Origin of the sequence: Aeromonas sobria (assembly GCF_050266975.1) — a bacterium.
Classification (GTDB): Bacteria; Pseudomonadota; Gammaproteobacteria; order Enterobacterales; family Aeromonadaceae; genus Aeromonas; species Aeromonas sobria_B.
On sequence record NZ_JBKISU010000025.1, the window covers coordinates 25,975 to 42,325 of the forward strand.

The following is a 16,351-nucleotide window of genomic DNA, read 5'->3' on the forward strand; positions in this document are numbered from 1 at the left end:
GCACCTTACCCAAAGCGCCGTCTGCTCGCAAGTGCTTGTCCTTCAAGGCTTGGCGCCTTATGTTACCGATATGTAACCAGGAGAGGCAAAGAGATGGATATCGTCATAGTCGCGGCCAAACGCACCCCCATGGGGGCCTTTCAGGGGGCCCTCGCCACCTTGAGCGCCGCCGAGCTGGGGGCACGTGCCCTGGCCGCCACCCTGGATGAGGTCGGGGTCAGCCCGAGCAGGATCCAGGAGGTGCTGATGGGCAACGTGCTGGCGGCGGGCATGGGGCAGGCGCCGGCGCGCCAGGCGGCGCTGGGGGCCGGCTTGCCGGTGAGCGTGCCTTGCACCACGGTCAACAAGGTGTGTGGCTCGGGCATGAAGGCGGTGATGCTGGCCGCCGACAGCCTGCGCCTGGGGCAGGGGGAGATGATGCTGGCGGGGGGCATGGAGAGCATGAGCCGGGCCCCCTACCTGCTGGACAAGGCGCGGGGCGGCTATCGCATGGGACACCAGCAGATCCAGGACAGCCTCTTTCTCGATGGTCTGCAAGATGCCTACGATGGCCAGCTGATGGGGGTCCATGCCCAGGCGAGTGCCGACAGGGCCCAGATCAGCCGGGCCGGGATGGATGCCTTCGCCATGGAGTCGCTGGCGCGGGCATTGCGGGCGCAGCGAGAAGGGCGTTTCGCCGCCGAGCTGACCGAGGTGCGCCAGGGAGACAGGGTGCTGCTGGCCGAGGATGAGCAACCCGGCAAGGCCCGCATGGAGAAGATCCCCACCCTCAGGCCCGCCTTTCGCCCCGATGGCACCATCACGGCGGCCAACAGCAGCTCCATCTCGGACGGCGCGGCGGCCCTGCTGCTGATGCGTGAAGAGACGGCCCGGGCCGAAGGTCTGGTGCCGCTGGCCCGGATCCGGGGCTATGTGAGCCACGCCGGCGTGCCCGCCGAGTTTGTCTCGGCCCCGGTGGCCGCTATCAACCGCCTGCTGGCGAGCCTGGGCTGGCGCAGCGGCCAGGTGGATCTCTATGAGGTGAACGAGGCCTTCGCCATGGTGAGCATGCTGGCGATGGCGGGGTGCGCCATCCCGGCGGAGCGGCTCAACGTCCATGGCGGTGCCTGCGCCCTGGGGCATCCCCTCGGGGCGAGCGGGGCCCGGATCCTGGTGACCCTGGTCCATGCCTTGCGGGCCCATGGCCTGAAGCGGGGGGTGGCGGCTCTGTGCATCGGGGGCGGCGAGGCCACGGCCCTGGCGCTGGAGCTGATCTAGGCCTGATCCATGGCGTTGATCTGCTCGTTGACCCAGGCGGTGGCGCTCAGATAGAGCTGACTGACCTTCTCTTCATTCAGGCCCAGGCGGGCGGTGTGCATCGCCACCCTGGGCCAGTTCGCCGCCTCGTAATCCTCGCAAAACGTCAGATAGAAGCCGAGCTTGCCCTCTCTTGCCAGCAGGGCCCGGCGGATCTCGTCCGTGATGGGCACGCTGCCGAGCAGGGTCGCCATGGGCTGCTCCATCAAGACATCGAGCAGGGAGAAGAGGCCGACGATGAAGGCCTGCTGGCTCTGGGCGGTGGAGGCATGGGCCAGAGTCAGCAGTTCGCAGAAGCGGGCCCGGATCAGGGACATCTGGTAGAGCTCGGCGCTCTTGCCCTGGCCGGCGCCGCTGGTGGCGACCAGGGTGACGAAGCGCCTGAGCTGGGTGTGGCCCAGGTAGATCGCCGCCTGGCGAAAGGAGGAGATGGGCTTGCTGCGCCCCTTGAGGTTGTTGACATAGCGCAGCAGCTTGAGGGAGAGGGAGACATCCTGGCCGAGCAGCTGCTCGATGCGCACCAGGTTGGGATCGGACTGGTTCACCTCGTTGAGCAGCTGGATCACCACCATCTGGGCCGGCTGCATGGTGGCCCGCTTGACCATCTCGGGGCGACTGAAGAAGAAGCCCTGAAACAGGCTGATGCCCAGGGCCTGGGTCTGCTCGAACTCCTGCTTGCTCTCCACCTTCTCGGCCAGGTAGGTGAGGCGCAAGTGGCGATGGCGCTGGATGAAGGAGGCTATCTTGGGCAGGGGGCTCAGGCGCAGGTCGAACTTGATGATGTGGATCCAGGGCAGGAACCGCTCCCAGGCCGAGGACATGGTGAAATCGTCAAGGGCCAGGCGATAGCCGAGCTGGTGCAGCTCCTGGACCTTGGCCAGCAGGGCATCGTCCGGGAGGGCATCCTCGAGGATCTCGATCACCACCTGTCTGGGAGGCAGGCACTCCGCCAGCCCCTCCAGCAGCACATCGTGGGGAAAGTTGATGAAGCAGGGGCGACCGCCCAGCAACTGGTCGATGTTCTGCTGCAAGAACTGTTCGACCACCAGGCGGGAGGTGGCCTGCCGGGAAGAGATGGAGGGGAAGACATTCTCCAGGCTATCGCGAAACAGCAGCTCATAGGCGTGAGTTTGCAGGCTGCTGTCGAGTATGGGTTGCCTGGCCACGTAGGAATACATGTCGTGCTCCGTGATGAAGGTTGGCTTGATAGTATGGCGAAGGGAGCCACTGTGCCAGCCCACCGGAGCGGCCGGGGGAAATTACCCGCTGTCGATCGTCGCCGGGTGGTCAGCGTTCGGCCACTATCCCGTCCCGGGCCGATGGATGAGTGCATCGTGCCTGCACAGGTTTGCCATCGGGAGATGGGGGTGACGACGATGGCTGACATCCGCGCAGAGGGGGATCCACGGGAGCTGCCCGGCGCATCCGGATCGCCAACTGGCTGCCGGCCATCCAACGGGAGAGGGGCGGAAAGAGGGGAGGGCAGGCGGGCCAACATCGGGCTCAGCGTCTGAGAAAAGCATCGATGTGTGTACCACAGCCGCAAGCGGGGTGGGCGGTACAAAAAAGGCGCCCGCAGGCGCCCTCTCGTTGACTCGGTGGTCAGAACTGCATGTTGAACTGGGCGGCAGCCAGGAAGGCGTCACCGTGGGAGGTGCCCTGCCAGCGCAGTTGGCTGTTATGGTCGGGCACGCCCTCGTTGACCTTCACCTCTTTGCCATCGATATAGGTCATGCCGAAATCGACGCTCATGTCCGGATTGATGTGGTAGGTGGCGCCGGCACTGTACCAGACCCGGTCGGAATCCGGGATGCTCAGGCTGCGGTACTCGGCCTCGATGGGGGTCCTGTCATAGGCCAATCCGACGCGGGCTTCCCAGGACGGGTTGACGTACCAGGTGCCGCCGATGGAGTAACGGAAGGCATCCTTGAATTTCTCATCTTTTTGCAGGCAGACACCGGCCCCTGCGGTGCTGACGCAGCTGTCGCTGGTGGCGTTGAGCTCCTGGAAGGTGCTCCATTCGGTCCAGTTGACCGAATAGTGCACCGCAAAGCGCGGATCCAGACGGTGGTAACCGGCAAACTCGGCCTGGGCCGGCAAGTCGAGGGGGAGCTTGCCATCCACCTTCTGCATGCGCGACGAGGTTCCCTGATAATCCCCCTCGAAGGTGATGTCGACCTGGGAGCGATAGGTCAGGGCGAAGCGATGATCTTCGTTCACTTCATACATGGCACCCAGGTTCCAGCCCCAGCCCCAGTCATCCCCCTTCAGGTGGGCGAGCTTGGCGTCCGGGCTGACCTGGGTACCCAGCTGCTGGCTGACCGCAGGGGCCAGGACACCGGCGCGGCGGTTCAGCTCCGCCTTGGCATAGACCAGGTTCAGACCCGCCCCCAGACTCCACTGGGAGTCGACGCGGTAGGCGATGTTGGGGTTGAGGTTGATGGTCGTCAGCTCGGTGTTGCCCGCGATGGCGCCGCCGGAGTAGTTGTCCGAATACTCGGTGGAGAGGCCGTAGTTGGAGAACATGGCCAGGCCCCAGGCCCACTGCTCATTGATGGGCTGGATGAAGTAGGCGGCCGGCACGAAGGCATCCGGGGCAATGTTGTCTTCGCTGGAGTCATAGGCACCGGCAATCTTGCCGTCCACGTCCACGTCCGGGTGGATGTAGCTGCCGGCGACCGAGATCGCCATCTTGTCAAAGCGAGTCATGGCGGCCGGGTTGCGGGCCAGCACGGCGGCGTTGTCGGCGATCGCGGCTTCACCGGCGAAGGCGCGGCCCAGGCCTGAGGCAGAGTGTTCGTTGAGCTGGAAAGCTGCAGCGAAGGTTTGGGTGCTGACCAGGGTGATGGCAGCGGCAATCAGGCTCTTCTTGAAAAAGGCAGTCGTCATGGTGTTCTCTCTTTATTTGGCAGATTTTTTGCCGCGCTATCCCGGCGTAATCGCCGCAAAAGCTGACAAGATCTGTTGTTATGTTTGCATCTTCCCTATCATTTCTGGCGTGATTCTATGGATCTGGTAGGAGGTAAGAAATCAGACCAGTGGGAGCAGAATACATAAAAGTTTCTATTGTGTTAATTATTTGTTTGCGGTTGGCGGCAAATTGAGCGCATTCGGGGCTTGTTGTGCGTTTAATCAACAAATTGGCGCGGAAGACGTGGAGAAGTTTTTTCGTGTCTTGAGGAGAAATAGGCGGGAATGGGTGAGTAACGGGCGGGGAAATGGGGCAAAACCCACGCAGAGTATGGCAAGCTCTGCGTGGTGGGAGGGGGAAAATGGGGCCTAGATGGACCAGTGCAAGCGGGACGCGACCTGCCTGGAGAGGGGATCAAGCGGTTCCTCCATCGCGCCGATCAACACCAGGTTGGCCCCCTTGAGGGGGATCACCTCCCCCTTGAGCCGGCCATCATCGAATCGTGGGTCCAGGCGCAGGGGCACATGCTTGGGCACCATGAAGAGGGTGACGGGCCCCATCTTGCCCTGCAGCACCATGTGCAGCGCGGGTCCCTGATAGAAGGCGCAGTGATTGACATAAGTGATCCTGGCCATGTCCTGCATGTTCATCAGGGTGGCGCCGTACTTCTCCATCTTGGCGTTGATGGTCTGGAGCGACACCTGCTCGTCGAGCCCTGCGATGAAGGGCTCCTCCCCATAGACGTGAGCCAGCGCCACCTGGGCCAGAGAGGCCTGCGCTGCCGGGCTGCTCGGCCAGGGCAGCCAGCGGGTGCTGACCCCGATCAGGAAGGCGACCGAGGCGGCGATGGCCAGGGGCTTCCAGCCCGATGCCCGGGGCGCCGGGGGGCGGCTTGGCGGCGACTCGGTGCCGATGGCCTGCCTGAGCAGCAGCCGCTCGGCGAGCCCGGGGGGGACTTCCACCTGCATCCCCTTGCTGAGCCTGTGATCGAACTGTTTCATCTCCTCGAGCCACTTGCGGTTGGCGGGGGACGCCTTGGCCATGTCGGTGAAGGCGTCCTGGGTATCATGAGGATCGATGACAGCCCGGCGGCGAAACTCCAGCTCATCCATTACCCTGTCCTCTCTGTTGTGCGGTTGACGCCATGGCCTCTCGGATCTGGTTGCGTGCCCGAAACAGCCGGGTCATCACGGTGTTCTTGTTCAGGCCCAGCTGCTGGGCTATCTCTTCGCCGCTAAAGCCGCCGACGACTTGCAGCAGCAGGGGTTCCTGGTACTCCTGCGGCAATCTGGCAATGTGGCGGCGCAGCCACTCGTGCTCCATCTCCTGCTCGCTGTGCAGCGCCTCGTCATCGCTTTGGGGAAACTCGTCCAGATCGATGAGATCGAAGCGCTTGCGCTCGAAGCGGCGGGCATTTTCCCGCCGCAGTATGGTGATGAGCCAGGGCTTGGCCGCCTTGTCGTCGACCAGGCTATCGATCGCCCGCCAGGCGCGCAGGTAGGTCTCCTGCACCAGATCTTCTGCCACATGGGGATCCCGGCACAGCCAGTAGGCGTAGCGATAGATGTCCCCATGGAGGGCATGGACCAGGGCTTCATATTTTTTCTGTTTGTCTGCCATACCCTCATTGACCGGGGATGGCGCCGGTTCCTTCCCCGTTTTCTTGCGAAACAGCGAAAACCCCATCACTGAGTCTCCTTGTGGTGATCCTTGTGGCGATAAGTGCCGTCCAACCAAGCGACTCGTCTGAGCAAGCCGGCGATCCCCCTCGTCTCATAGGCGCACAGGCCAAGGGCGAGGGGGGCGCCGTCAAAGTGAGTCAGTGTACCAAAGCAGGCCGCCTGCAGGGTATCGAGGGCGGCCGCCATCGGTGCCGAGACGGGGATCTCCCCTGGCCAAAGGATGGCAGGGGACAGGGACTCGGGCCAGCGTCTGTGGCGCCAGTGCAGCAGGGCCCGGCGACTGCCCTCGGCATCGCCCCGCCGCAGGGCCTGTTGCAGCCGATAGAAGGCGAGCCAGCGACCCAGGCGAGGGCGGCAGGGAATCAGCAGGAGGGGCAGCAGGGCCCAGATGAGCAGAGGGATGCGGGTGACGGAGGAGGATGGCGAGGCCTCTGGGCTTGCGGGAGCGGGGGCGAAGCTCAGCCGCTGGCCGGGCAGGATCAGCTGCTCGATGCGCCCATTTTGGGTGTTGAGCCAGGGCAGGCGGATCTCGGGCAGCAGATAGTCGCCGGGCTGGGTGGCGCGCAGGGCCTGGCGCCACTCCCGCTCGTACAGCAGCCGGCCATTGGCGAGGAAGCGTTCGCGGCGCTGGCTGCCGTCTGCCTGCACCCTGAGCCCGGCCACGTGCACCTCGGGCAGGCTCACCTGGCTGCCATCCCCGTCCTCCAGGCGCAGGCGAAGGGTCCGGATGATGGGCTCGCCCAGGGTGGCCTGGCGGCGGGTGAACTGCTGGTTGAGGGTGAGGCGGCGCGCCACCAGGGGTAGGGGGGCCTCATCCACATGCAGGGAGAGGGGGGCGGCCCGCCCGGTCAGGGTCTGGGACTGGTTTCCCAGCAGATAGCTGGCCTGCAACCTGGGGGCGGTCAGGGTGACATCCCCGGCCCTCCTGGCCTGGAGCAGCCAGCGGCGGATCAGCTCCCCGGGCTCGCCGGCGCGGGCACCGGGGCGCCACTCATCCTCCCCGAGGCGGCGTATGGTGAAGTCCGGGTGCGCGAGCTCCTCCAGCCCAGGCTGGCGGATCTGATCGGGCAGTGTGATGTGCAGGGCATAGACGAAGGGCTGGCCCGGGTAGAGGGGCCCCTCATGGCTGAGGCTGGCCCGCTGGATCACCCTGGGGGGAGGCGGCGCCGTGTCCGCCTCTCTTGCGGGGAAGGGGGGCAGGGGGATGGACCAGCTGGCGAGGCGCAGGGGGGGCAGGGGCGCGGGCTGGCCGTGGAGCGGGATCAGCCAGCGGGTCGAGGGGCCATCCTCGCCCATGCCCTGTTGCAGGGAGACCCGCCCCACCGCGAACTGGCGCAGCAGGGGGGTGATGACCAGGGCCCCGGCGGGCCAGCGTCCCGGCGCCTCTATGATCAGCCGCCACTCATCGGGCCGCTCCGTGGCCAGGATCTCGGCCCTGGGGGGCTGGGATGCCTGGTGCGAGGGCGCCATGACCCCGTCGCCCTGGCGCCCGCTCTGCCCCGGGAGGGAGGCCTGATCCCGCAGATCGTTCCCCAGGGCGGGACTGGCTGCCGCCAGCGCCACCAGCATCCACGCCAGCCAGGGGCGGCTAAGGTGACGATGGGCCCGGCTCATCCCGAGTCCTCCGGGCGGGCCAGCAGACCCCGGCGCAGCGCCTCTTTGCGCAGCCGCTCCTTGAGCAGGATGACGGGGGGCGCCGGATCCGCCGCCCCCTGGGGGCTGGCCTTGGTCTCGCCCGGGGAGGGGGCCCCGCCCATGGGGGGCGGGGTGCTGCGTTCGAGCAGGGCCAGGTTGTAGCGGGCGTCCTGATGGGCCGGCTCCTGGGCCAGGCAGGCGAGGTAGGCGAGCCTGGCCTCCTCGAGGCGCCCCAGCTGCACCAGGGCATTGCCGCGATTGTAGTGGGCGGTGGGGCCTGACTGCTCCCCATAGGCGGCCAGGGCCCGCTCGAAGTCGCCGGCTCGGTACCAGGCATTGCCGCGCCAGATCGGGTCTTGAAACAGCCGCGCCGCCCTGAGGTAGTCGCCGTCGCCATAGGCCTGCAGCGCCGGGGCCGGGTCGTATTGGGCGGCCTGGAGCGGCGCCTGGGGCGGCAGGCAGAGCAGCAACGCCAGCCAGAGGGCGCCGCGCCGGGCCAGCAGGCAGAGCAGCAGCAGGGGCAGCAGCAGCCAGGGGCCGAGCTCCCGGCGCCCGGCGGGATCCGGCGCCAGATCCGTCGGCAGGGGGGCAAAGGTGGGCAGGCCCTCGCCCAGGAGGTGCAACTGGCCACCGAGGCGGCGGGCGAGCCCGGTCATCAGGGCAAGATCCGGCGGCGGCAGGCTGGCCCGCCCCAGAGCCAGCGCCAGCTCGCCGCCGAGGGGAACCTGGGCCTGGGTCGCCGCGAGCAGGATATCGAGGCGGGGGGCCCCGGGTTGGCGCAGGCATTGCCAGCGCCCCTGACAGGGCCAGAGCGAGGCTATCTCCTCGGCCTGGCGCGCCGTCAGGCCGTCGCTTACCAGCAGCAGACGCGCCCGCTGGCCCGGCGGGATCTGGGCCAGCCCCAGGGCCAGGGCGCGACCTGGGTTGGAGCCTTGCAGCGGCATGATGTCGGGGCGCACGTCCGGCAGCAGGCGGGCGATCGCCTCCCGATCGCGGGTGGCGGGCATGGCGAGATAGGCATCCGCGGCAAACAGGATGAGGGCGATGCGCCGCCCCTGGCTCTGGGCCAGCAGATCCTGGAGCAGCAGGCGCGCCCGGGTGGCGCGATCCGGCGCCAGATCCGGCGCCGCCATGGAGCGGGAGAGATCCAGCAGCCAGATATCCAGGGGCGGGGCGACCCGGCTCCCTTGTCCCTGCTCCAGCACGGGGCCGCAGAGGGCCAGGATGGCGGGCAGGGCCGCCCACCAGCGCCAGGGCACGGCGGCGCGTCCCCGCGGCAACAGATAGCGGCGCATCAGGGGGCTGAGCAGGGGGGCTTGCCGGCGCTGTCGCCAGCCGAGCCAAAGCCAGGGCAGCAGGGCGAGCAGCCACCAGGGGCGCAGCAGCATGAGCTCCATCAGGGTCGCCGCCATGGGCTGGCCGCCGCCATCAGCCCAGGTAGCATGAGCAGCAGGAGCGAGAGGGCCAGGGGCCAGGGGTAGAGTTCGGTCACGGGCCGGTAGCTGTGCAGCGGCCTGGCTCCGGGCGCCAGGGTATCGAGGGCCCGGTTCATGGCGACGAGGTCGCCCTGGGTGCGGGCGCGAAAATAGCGGCCCTGGCCGATGGCCGCCAGCTGGGTGAGCAGGGGTTCGTCGAGCTCGGCGCTGGGGTCGGGCTGGGCCGGGGTCAGCACCTGGCTGCCGGGATCGGCGCCGACCCCCAGGGTGAAGAGGGTGATGCCTTCGGCCCGGGCGGCCCTGGCCTGGGCGAGGGGATCGGCGCTGCCGGCGGTGTTGCGGCCATCCGTGACGAGCAGCAGGGCCGTCTCCCGGGCCGGATCCCGGTGGCGGCGGGCCAGGGCGATGGCCTCGCCGAGCGCCGTGGTGCGGCCGACCAGGTCGAAATCCAGATCGTCACTCAGGGTCAGCAGCGCCTGGGTCTCTTCGCTCAAGGGGGCGAGCAGGTAGGCGTGATCGGCGAAGACGATGAGGCCAATTCTGTCCCCCCGACGCGCCAGGATCAGCGCCTTCACCTGCTGGCGCACCGCCGTCAGCCGGTCTTGCTGCTGGCTGCCATCGAACATGTCCGGGGTGCGCATGCTGTCGGAGAGATCCACCGCCAGCAGCAGGTCCCGGCTGCCCTGGTATTGGATGATGGGCTCGCCCACCAGTTGGGGACGACACAGGGCCAGGATCAGGGCGCACCACAGCAGGATCCCGTACCAGAGGGGCAGGCCCCCCTGGGGCCCCAGCAGGGGGAAGCCGTCGTGGTGCAGGCGGTGCCGGCGCAGGGACGGCAGGGAGCGCACCAGCAGCGGCAGCACCAGGGCGAGGGCGAACCAGGGCCAGGCCAGGCTCATGGGGCCGCCCTTCCCGCCAGCAGGCGCCCTAGCAGCAGGCGGCGCCCCAGGCGCAGGTAATCGTCATAGAGGGCGCGGCGCTGGACCAGGCTCGGTGGCTGGCCGCCATAGAGCCAGTCATCCCACAGGGGATGCCAGCGGCGAAAATCGGTCTGGCCCTGCTGGTCGAGCCAGCCGAGCCAGGGTTCTCCTCGCAGGGATCGGCAATGGGGCCAGCGGGCCAGGCTCTCCTGGCGCAGCCGATCGTGCAGCCGATCCAGCCAGAGGGCCGGATCCCCTTCATCCGGCGGGCTCAGGGCCCGGCACCATCCCCGGTAGCGCCACAGCCGCCGCCCCAGCCAGGCGACGAGGATGATGGCCGCCAGGGTCAGGGCCAAGAGCAGCAGGGCGTGGAGGCGGGGATCCAGCCACTCCTCCAGCAGCGGGGGGCCGGGGTGGATGTCGCGGATCTGGCGGGCCAGGGTGGCGGTCTGACTCATGGCGCCTCCCACTGGGCCTGCAGGGACTGGCTGCCATCGAGCAGGGTCAGGCGCCGCACCAGGGGCAGCAACCGGGCCTGGCAGAGGGCGTGCTGCCGGGCGGCCGCCTCCCGGTAGCGACGGCCAAAAGAGGGGCTCATGGCATCGAGCCAACCGGGGCCTTGCCGGCTCGTCACCGGCAGCCGCTCCTGGCCCCAGATCCCGGCCTCCAGGGGATCGCGGATCTGCCAGTAGTCGATGGGGTGGGCCCTGGCGAGGGCGGTGAGGCCCTGGCAGAGGGGATCCGAGGGGGGTTGATGATCACCAATCAGGGTGAGCCGGGCGCCGGCGGGGAGGCGGGCCCGCAACAGGGTCACGGCCTCGGCCAGGGTCGTGGGCAGGGGGGCACGGGCCAGCCCGGCGTGGTAGTGCCGGCAGATCTGGTGCAGCAGGGACAAGGGGGGGCCCTTGTGGCGCAGGATCTGCGGCGTGAGACCATGGATCTGCAGGGTCTGGGGGTGGCGCGCCCCCTGCCAGAGCAGGGCGGCGGCCAGCTCGCAGGCGAGCCTGGCCTTGAGCCTGTCGCCCGAGCCGAAATAGAGGGCCGGGGAGAGATCGAGCAGCAGCCAGTGGTGCTGCTCCTGCTCCTCTTCATAGAGGCGGGTGACGGGGCGGCCGAGCCGGGCCGTCACCCGCCAGTCGATGTGGCGCACCTCGTCGCCAGCCTGATAGGGGCGCAGCTCGCGAAAGTCGAGACCCGGCTGGCGGCGACGGATACCGCCCTGGGCGGGGCCATGGCGGCGTGGCCGCGGCAGGGGGGCCAGCAGCCGGGTGGCGATGAGATCGGCGAGGGGCAGTTGCAGCTCGGGGGGCCAGGGGCTGGCCGGCTCCCCTGTGGCCTCGCTCCCGGGCCTGATGCCACTCAGGGGCATGGCACCCACTCCAGCAGGCGCTGGATGATGGCGTCCGTGCCGATCCCCTCGGCCTTGGCCTGGTAGCTTGGCAACAGGCGATGACGCAGCACAGCCGGGGCCAGCAGCTGGATGTCGTCGGGCAGCACATAGTCCCGTCCGGCCAGCCAGGCGCGGGCGCGGGCGGCGCGGGCCAGTCCCAGGGTGGCCCTGGGGCTGGCGCCAAAGGCTATCAGGGGGGCGAGCTCGGGGGCGATGCCGCTGCCGGGGCGGGTGGCGCAGGTAAGCTGCACCAGGTAGTGGGCCAATCTGGGCTGCATCATCACCTTCAGTACGGCATCGCGGGCTCCTTGCAGGGTCTGGGGATCGATGAGGCAGGGGCAGGGGGGGATGGTCTCTCCCTGCTCCCCCAGCTGCAGGATGGCGAGTTCCAGGGCCGGGCCCGGGTAGCCGACCTCCAGCTTGAACAGGAAGCGATCGAGCTGGGCCTCGGGCAGGGGGTAGGTCCCTTCCTGCTCTATCGGGTTTTGCGTGGCCGCCACCATAAAGAGGCCCGGCAGGCGCCAGCTCTTCTTGCCCACGGTGATCTGGCGCTCGGCCATGGCCTCGAGCAGGGCGGATTGCACCTTGGCCGGTGCGCGGTTGATCTCGTCTGCCAGCACCAGGTGGTTGAAAAGCGGGCCCGGCTGGAACTGAAAGCTGGCATCCTGGGGGTGGAACACCTCGCTGCCGGTGAGATCGGCGGGCAGCAGATCCGGGGTGAACTGGATGCGGGCGAAACGCCCCTCGATGGCACTGGCCAGCACCTTGACCGCCCGGGTCTTGGCGAGGCCGGGGGCGCCCTCGATCAACACATGGCCTTCACATAACAGGGCGATGAGCAGGCCGTCGATGAGTTCGCCCTGCCCCAGGATCTGGCTGGCAATGTGGTCGCGTACTTGTCGAAATTCGGCCAAGGCCATGGGATAAACCTATTGTTTTAATAGAAGTTGATCTTTTTATACTCCAGATGACCGCCAGGTGCGAGAACCGAGTCTGTCCGCCGCGGATTTAGTTTCAATCAGCTGTATGAAACTTGTGAGTGGATTGTTAAGATGTGGCGCGATGAGGTCTGACCTCTTCCCATTGACCCAAGGAGCCAGGATGAAACAGCCTTTACAACTGACGACTCGCCAGGGCGAACGGATTGCCGTCGTGGCGGGGCTGCGAACCCCCTTTGCCAAGCAGGCCACCGCCTTTCACGGCGTGCCCGCGGTGGATCTCGGCAAGCTGGTGGTGAGCGAGATGCTCGCCCGCACGGATCTCGATCCCACCTTCATCGATCAGCTGGTGTTCGGCCAGGTGGTGCAGATGCCGGAAGCACCAAACATCGCCCGCGAGATAGTGCTCGGCACCGGCATGAGCGTTCACACCGACGCCTACAGCGTGTCACGCGCCTGTGCCACCAGTTTCCAGGCGGTGGCCAATGTCACCGAATCCATCATGGCCGGCACGGTGGACATCGCCATCGCCGGCGGGGCCGACTCCTCCTCCGTGCTGCCCATCGGGGTGAGCAAGAAACTGGCCCGCGCCCTGGTGGATCTCAACAAGGCGCGCACCTTTGCGCAAAAATTTGCCATCTTGCGCCGACTCGGCGCCCGGGATCTGCTGCCGGTGCCGCCGGCGGTGGCCGAGTACTCCACCGGCCTCTCCATGGGCCAGACCGCCGAGCAGATGGCCAAGAGCCACCAGATCAGCCGCGAGGCGCAAGATGCCCTGGCCCACCGCTCCCACACCCTGGCGGCAGAAGCCTGGGCGCAGGGCAAGCTCAGCGGCGAGGTGTTCACCGCCCATGTGCCCCCCTACAAGTCGCCGCTCGAGCGGGACAACAACATCCGCGAGGGCTCGGATCTGGCGAGCTACGCCAAGCTCAAACCGGTGTTTGACCGGGTCCATGGTTCGGTCACCGCCGCCAACGCCACCCCGCTCACCGACGGCGCCGCCGCCGTGCTGCTGATGCGGGAAGGGCGAGCAAAAGAGCTGGGGCTGGAGCCGCTCGGCTATATTCGCAGCTTCGCCTTCTCCGCCATCGACGTGTGGCAGGACATGCTGATGGGGCCCTCCTACGCGACCCCCATCGCCCTGGATCGGGCCGGGATCACCCTGGCCGATCTGACCCTCATCGACATGCACGAGGCCTTCGCCGCCCAGACCCTGGCCAACATCAAGATGTTTGCCAGCCCGGAATTTGCCCGGGACAAGCTGGGTCGTGACGGCGCCATCGGCGAGATCGATATGGACAAGTTCAACGTGCTGGGGGGCTCATTGGCCTACGGACACCCCTTCGCCGCGACCGGCGCGCGCATGATCACCCAGACGCTCCATGAGCTGCGCCGCCGGGGTGGCGGATTGGGACTCAACACCGCCTGCGCGGCGGGTGGACTGGGTGTGGCCATGGTGTTGGAGGTGGAATGATGAACGCGCACACTTTTTCTCTGGATATTCGCAAAGACGGCATCGGCATCCTCACCATGGATGTGCCCGGTGAGAGCATGAACACCCTCAAGGCGGCCTTCGCCGACGAGATCCGCACCGTGCTGGCCCAGGTGCGGGCCAACAAGGATCTGATCGGTCTGGTGATCGTCTCCGGCAAGCAGGACTCCTTCATCGCCGGGGCCGACATCAGCATGCTGGATGCCTGCACCAGCGCCCAGGATGCCCAGACTCTGTCCCGGGAAGGACAGGAGGTGTTCGCCGAGATCGAGCAGCTCAGCATTCCCGTGATCGCCGCCATCCACGGCCCCTGCCTCGGCGGGGGGCTGGAGCTGGCACTCGCCTGTCATGGCCGGGTCGCGAGTGACCATGGCAAGACGGTGCTGGGGGTGCCCGAGGTGCAGCTCGGCCTGTTGCCGGGATCCGGCGGCACCCAGCGTCTGCCGCGCCTCATCGGGGTGGCCAAGGCGCTGGATCTGATGCTGACCGGCAAGCAGGTGCGGCCCAGGCAGGCGGGCAAACTGGGGCTGGTGGACGAGGTGGTGCCCCCATCCATCCTGCTCGAGGCCGCCATCAAGCTGGCCCACAAGGGCAAGCCCCGTCACACCCTGAAGCGGGATCTGCAGGGCAAGCTGCTGGAGACCAGCGGGGTGGGGCGCAAGGTGCTGTTCGATCAGGCCCGCAAGGGGGTCATGGCCAAGACCCGTGGCAACTATCCGGCGCCGGAGCGGATCCTGGACGTGGTGCGCATCGGCATGGAGGAGGGGATCCAGGCCGGCCTTGCCGCCGAATCCCGCCACTTTGGCGAGCTGGTGATGACGGCGGAATCCGCCGCCCTGCGCTCCCTCTTCTTCGCCACCACCCAGATGAAGAAGGAGGTGAACTATCAGGGCGCCGAGCCGCGCAAGGTGAGCCATGCCGCCGTGCTGGGGGGCGGCCTGATGGGGGGCGGCATCGCCTATGTCACCGCCACCAAGGCGGGGGTGCCGGTGCGGATCAAGGACGTAGGGAGCGCCGGGATCGGCAACGCCATGCGCTACAGCCATGATTTGCTGGCCAAGAAGCTCAAGCGCCGCCAGATCCTGCGCAGCGAGCTGGAAAAGCAGATGAGCCGGCTGACCGGCACCCTGGACTACTCCGGCTTTCACCGGGTGGATCTGGTGGTGGAGGCGGTGTTCGAGAATATCAATCTCAAGCACCAGATGGTGGCAGACGTGGAGCGCGAGTGCGGCGAGCACACGGTGTTTGCCTCCAACACCTCCTCCCTGCCCATTCACCGGATTGCGCAAGGGGCCGCCCGCCCGGACAAGATAGTGGGTCTGCACTACTTCAGCCCGGTGGACAAGATGCCGCTGGCTGAGATCATTCCCCATGCCGGCACCAGCGCCGAGACGGTGGCCACCACCCTGGCCTTCGCCCGGGCCCAGGGCAAGACCCCGATCGTGGTCAAGGACGAGGCCGGTTTCTATGTGAACCGCATCCTGGCTCCCTACATGAACGAGGCGGCGCGCCTGGTGCTGGAAGGGGAGCCGGTGGAGGTGCTCGATGGCGCCTTGCAGGACTTCGGCTTCCCGGTCGGCCCCATCACCTTGCTCGACGAGGTGGGGATCGACGTGGGGGCCAAGATCTCCCCCATCCTCGAGCAGGAGCTCGGCGGCGAGCAGTTCCAGGCGCCCAAGGCGTTTGACAAGCTGCTGCAAGACGATCGCAAGGGGCGCAAGAACGGCAAGGGCTTCTACCTCTACGGCAAGGCGGCGCCCCGCAACCGCCTCACCGGCAAGGAGGGCAGGAAGACGGTGGACGAGAGCGTCTATGCCCTGCTCGGGGTCAAGCCCCAGGCCAGACTCGCCAAGCGGGAGCTGGTGGAGCGCTGCGTGCTGCTGATGCTCAACGAGGCGGCCATGGCACTCGACAGTGGCGTGGTGGCCTCACCCCGTGACGGCGATATCGGTGCCATCTTCGGCATCGGCTTCCCCCCCTTCCTCGGCGGCCCGTTCCGTTACATGGACACCTTGGGCATTGGCGAACTGGTGGCGCGTCTCGAGCACTACCAGCAGCGCCTGGGTGAGCGCTACGCCCCCTGTGCCAGGCTCAAGGCCATGGCGGCAGAGGGGCTGAGCTTCTACTGAGCCGGCGCCATGTCATGATGATCTGCAGAGGCGACCCTGGGTCGCCTCTGTCGTTGGTGGGCAGGGGATTATTTGCCGCAAAAAATTGATCTGGCGCAAAGTGGCCCCCTATATATTCCTTTGGTGGCATAGGCTTGGCTGGCCAGTTAGGTTCCAATAGAAACGACAGTGAATCCCAGAGCGGCCTGGGCCAGAATAGAGTGTCGCGCCAGGGGCGCGCCATCGGACAAAGGACACATCATGAGCTTTCTTGAACAAACCATCTGGACCGTATTGGGCTATGGCGTCATGCCCTTCATCTTCCTGAGCGGCTTCGTGGCGGTGGCGGTGACCTGTTGCGTGTTGCTCAATGCATTCGGGGTGCAATCCGCCGAGAAGTGAGGCCGCCGGCCTGACTCGGTAAAGGGCCGCCAGGGCCCCGCCTCTCGTGCCATGCCGGTCCCAGGACTGGCATTTTTCGTTGTTGCTCCCCCCCGATGCGGGGCGGGCCGTGCAAGGGGCTCGAAGCTGCCCGCAAAT

Annotated in this window: 14 protein-coding genes; 4 read left to right on the plus strand and 10 right to left on the minus strand. The window is 67.2% G+C overall.

What is annotated here, in order from left to right; translation table 11 throughout:
* Nucleotides 1-93: 93 nt before the first annotated feature.
* On the plus strand, nt 94-1,257 hold the full coding sequence (locus tag ACLHZ1_RS14605; protein ID WP_427262670.1) for a thiolase family protein: 1,164 nt from the start codon (nt 94-96) through the stop codon (nt 1,255-1,257).
* Here the strand turns inward: ACLHZ1_RS14605 and ACLHZ1_RS14610 are convergent.
* From ACLHZ1_RS14610 to ACLHZ1_RS14655, 10 genes are all read right to left on the minus strand, one after another.
* Nucleotides 1,254-2,474 (minus strand): EAL and HDOD domain-containing protein, encoded by a 1,221-nt coding sequence (locus ACLHZ1_RS14610; RefSeq protein ID WP_427262671.1) that lies wholly within the window; start codon nt 2,472-2,474, stop codon nt 1,254-1,256. The genes ACLHZ1_RS14605 and ACLHZ1_RS14610 overlap by 4 nt on opposite strands.
* A 424-nt stretch (nt 2,475-2,898) precedes the next feature.
* Nucleotides 2,899-4,185, minus strand: a complete 1,287-nt coding sequence (locus tag ACLHZ1_RS14615) for an outer membrane protein transport protein (protein ID WP_427262672.1) — start codon at nt 4,183-4,185, stop codon at nt 2,899-2,901.
* Nucleotides 4,186-4,575: 390 nt separating this feature from the next.
* Nucleotides 4,576-5,319 carry a DUF3379 domain-containing protein gene (locus tag ACLHZ1_RS14620; protein ID WP_427262673.1) on the minus strand — a complete coding sequence of 248 codons (744 nt, stop codon included), beginning with the start codon at nt 5,317-5,319 and terminating at the stop codon, nt 4,576-4,578.
* Nucleotides 5,312-5,893: a sigma-70 family RNA polymerase sigma factor gene (locus tag ACLHZ1_RS14625; protein ID WP_427262700.1), complete on the minus strand. Its 582-nt coding sequence runs from the start codon at nt 5,891-5,893 to the stop codon at nt 5,312-5,314. The genes ACLHZ1_RS14620 and ACLHZ1_RS14625 overlap by 8 nt, the downstream gene beginning before the upstream one ends.
* Complete coding sequence (locus ACLHZ1_RS14630; RefSeq protein ID WP_427262674.1) at nt 5,893-7,503, minus strand: hypothetical protein; 1,611 nt, start codon at nt 7,501-7,503, stop codon at nt 5,893-5,895. Before ACLHZ1_RS14630 ends, ACLHZ1_RS14625 begins: the two co-directional genes overlap by 1 nt.
* Nucleotides 7,500-8,921, minus strand: a complete 1,422-nt coding sequence (locus ACLHZ1_RS14635; protein ID WP_427262701.1) for a VWA domain-containing protein — start codon at nt 8,919-8,921, stop codon at nt 7,500-7,502. The genes ACLHZ1_RS14630 and ACLHZ1_RS14635 overlap by 4 nt, the downstream gene beginning before the upstream one ends.
* Nucleotides 8,921-9,862, minus strand: a complete 942-nt coding sequence (locus ACLHZ1_RS14640; RefSeq protein WP_427262675.1) for a VWA domain-containing protein — start codon at nt 9,860-9,862, stop codon at nt 8,921-8,923. Before ACLHZ1_RS14640 ends, ACLHZ1_RS14635 begins: the two co-directional genes overlap by 1 nt.
* The gene (locus ACLHZ1_RS14645; protein ID WP_427262676.1) at nt 9,859-10,341 is read right to left on the minus strand and encodes a DUF4381 family protein; all 483 of its coding nucleotides are present in this window, start codon (nt 10,339-10,341) and stop codon (nt 9,859-9,861) included. Before ACLHZ1_RS14645 ends, ACLHZ1_RS14640 begins: the two co-directional genes overlap by 4 nt.
* Complete coding sequence (locus tag ACLHZ1_RS14650; protein ID WP_427262677.1) at nt 10,338-11,252, minus strand: DUF58 domain-containing protein; 915 nt, start codon at nt 11,250-11,252, stop codon at nt 10,338-10,340. The genes ACLHZ1_RS14645 and ACLHZ1_RS14650 overlap by 4 nt, the downstream gene beginning before the upstream one ends.
* Nucleotides 11,243-12,193, minus strand: coding sequence for an AAA family ATPase (locus tag ACLHZ1_RS14655; protein ID WP_427262678.1), 951 nt, complete (start codon nt 12,191-12,193; stop codon nt 11,243-11,245). Before ACLHZ1_RS14655 ends, ACLHZ1_RS14650 begins: the two co-directional genes overlap by 10 nt.
* Nucleotides 12,194-12,374: 181 nt before the next feature.
* Between ACLHZ1_RS14655 and fadI the strand changes: the two genes are divergently transcribed.
* The 3 genes from fadI (at nt 12,375) to ACLHZ1_RS14670 (ending at nt 16,213) form a co-directional block, all read left to right on the plus strand.
* A complete protein-coding gene (gene fadI, locus ACLHZ1_RS14660; protein WP_427262679.1) occupies nt 12,375-13,685 on the plus strand; it encodes an acetyl-CoA C-acyltransferase FadI in 1,311 nt (436 codons plus the stop codon).
* Complete coding sequence (gene fadJ, locus ACLHZ1_RS14665; RefSeq protein ID WP_427262702.1) at nt 13,685-15,832, plus strand: fatty acid oxidation complex subunit alpha FadJ; 2,148 nt, start codon at nt 13,685-13,687, stop codon at nt 15,830-15,832. The genes fadI and fadJ overlap by 1 nt, the downstream gene beginning before the upstream one ends.
* Before the next feature lie 240 nt (nt 15,833-16,072).
* Entirely contained in the window at nt 16,073-16,213 is a 141-nt protein-coding gene (locus ACLHZ1_RS14670) for a TIGR02808 family protein (RefSeq protein ID WP_005895982.1), read from the plus strand.
* The last annotated feature ends 138 nt before the right edge of the window (nt 16,214-16,351 follow it).

Coding starts and splice junctions, on each gene's coding strand:
- ACLHZ1_RS14605 (WP_427262670.1), top strand. CDS start 94: ATGGATATCGTCATAGTCGCGGCCAAACGCACCCCCATGGGGGCCTTT.
- ACLHZ1_RS14610 (WP_427262671.1), bottom strand. CDS start 2,474: ATGTATTCCTACGTGGCCAGGCAACCCATACTCGACAGCAGCCTGCAA.
- ACLHZ1_RS14615 (WP_427262672.1), bottom strand. CDS start 4,185: ATGACGACTGCCTTTTTCAAGAAGAGCCTGATTGCCGCTGCCATCACC.
- ACLHZ1_RS14620 (WP_427262673.1), bottom strand. CDS start 5,319: ATGGATGAGCTGGAGTTTCGCCGCCGGGCTGTCATCGATCCTCATGAT.
- ACLHZ1_RS14625 (WP_427262700.1), bottom strand. CDS start 5,893: ATGGGGTTTTCGCTGTTTCGCAAGAAAACGGGGAAGGAACCGGCGCCA.
- ACLHZ1_RS14630 (WP_427262674.1), bottom strand. CDS start 7,503: ATGAGCCGGGCCCATCGTCACCTTAGCCGCCCCTGGCTGGCGTGGATG.
- ACLHZ1_RS14635 (WP_427262701.1), bottom strand. CDS start 8,921: ATGGAGCTCATGCTGCTGCGCCCCTGGTGGCTGCTCGCCCTGCTGCCC.
- ACLHZ1_RS14640 (WP_427262675.1), bottom strand. CDS start 9,862: ATGAGCCTGGCCTGGCCCTGGTTCGCCCTCGCCCTGGTGCTGCCGCTG.
- ACLHZ1_RS14645 (WP_427262676.1), bottom strand. CDS start 10,341: ATGAGTCAGACCGCCACCCTGGCCCGCCAGATCCGCGACATCCACCCC.
- ACLHZ1_RS14650 (WP_427262677.1), bottom strand. CDS start 11,252: ATGCCCCTGAGTGGCATCAGGCCCGGGAGCGAGGCCACAGGGGAGCCG.
- ACLHZ1_RS14655 (WP_427262678.1), bottom strand. CDS start 12,193: ATGGCCTTGGCCGAATTTCGACAAGTACGCGACCACATTGCCAGCCAG.
- fadI (WP_427262679.1), top strand. CDS start 12,375: ATGAAACAGCCTTTACAACTGACGACTCGCCAGGGCGAACGGATTGCC.
- fadJ (WP_427262702.1), top strand. CDS start 13,685: ATGAACGCGCACACTTTTTCTCTGGATATTCGCAAAGACGGCATCGGC.
- ACLHZ1_RS14670 (WP_005895982.1), top strand. CDS start 16,073: ATGAGCTTTCTTGAACAAACCATCTGGACCGTATTGGGCTATGGCGTC.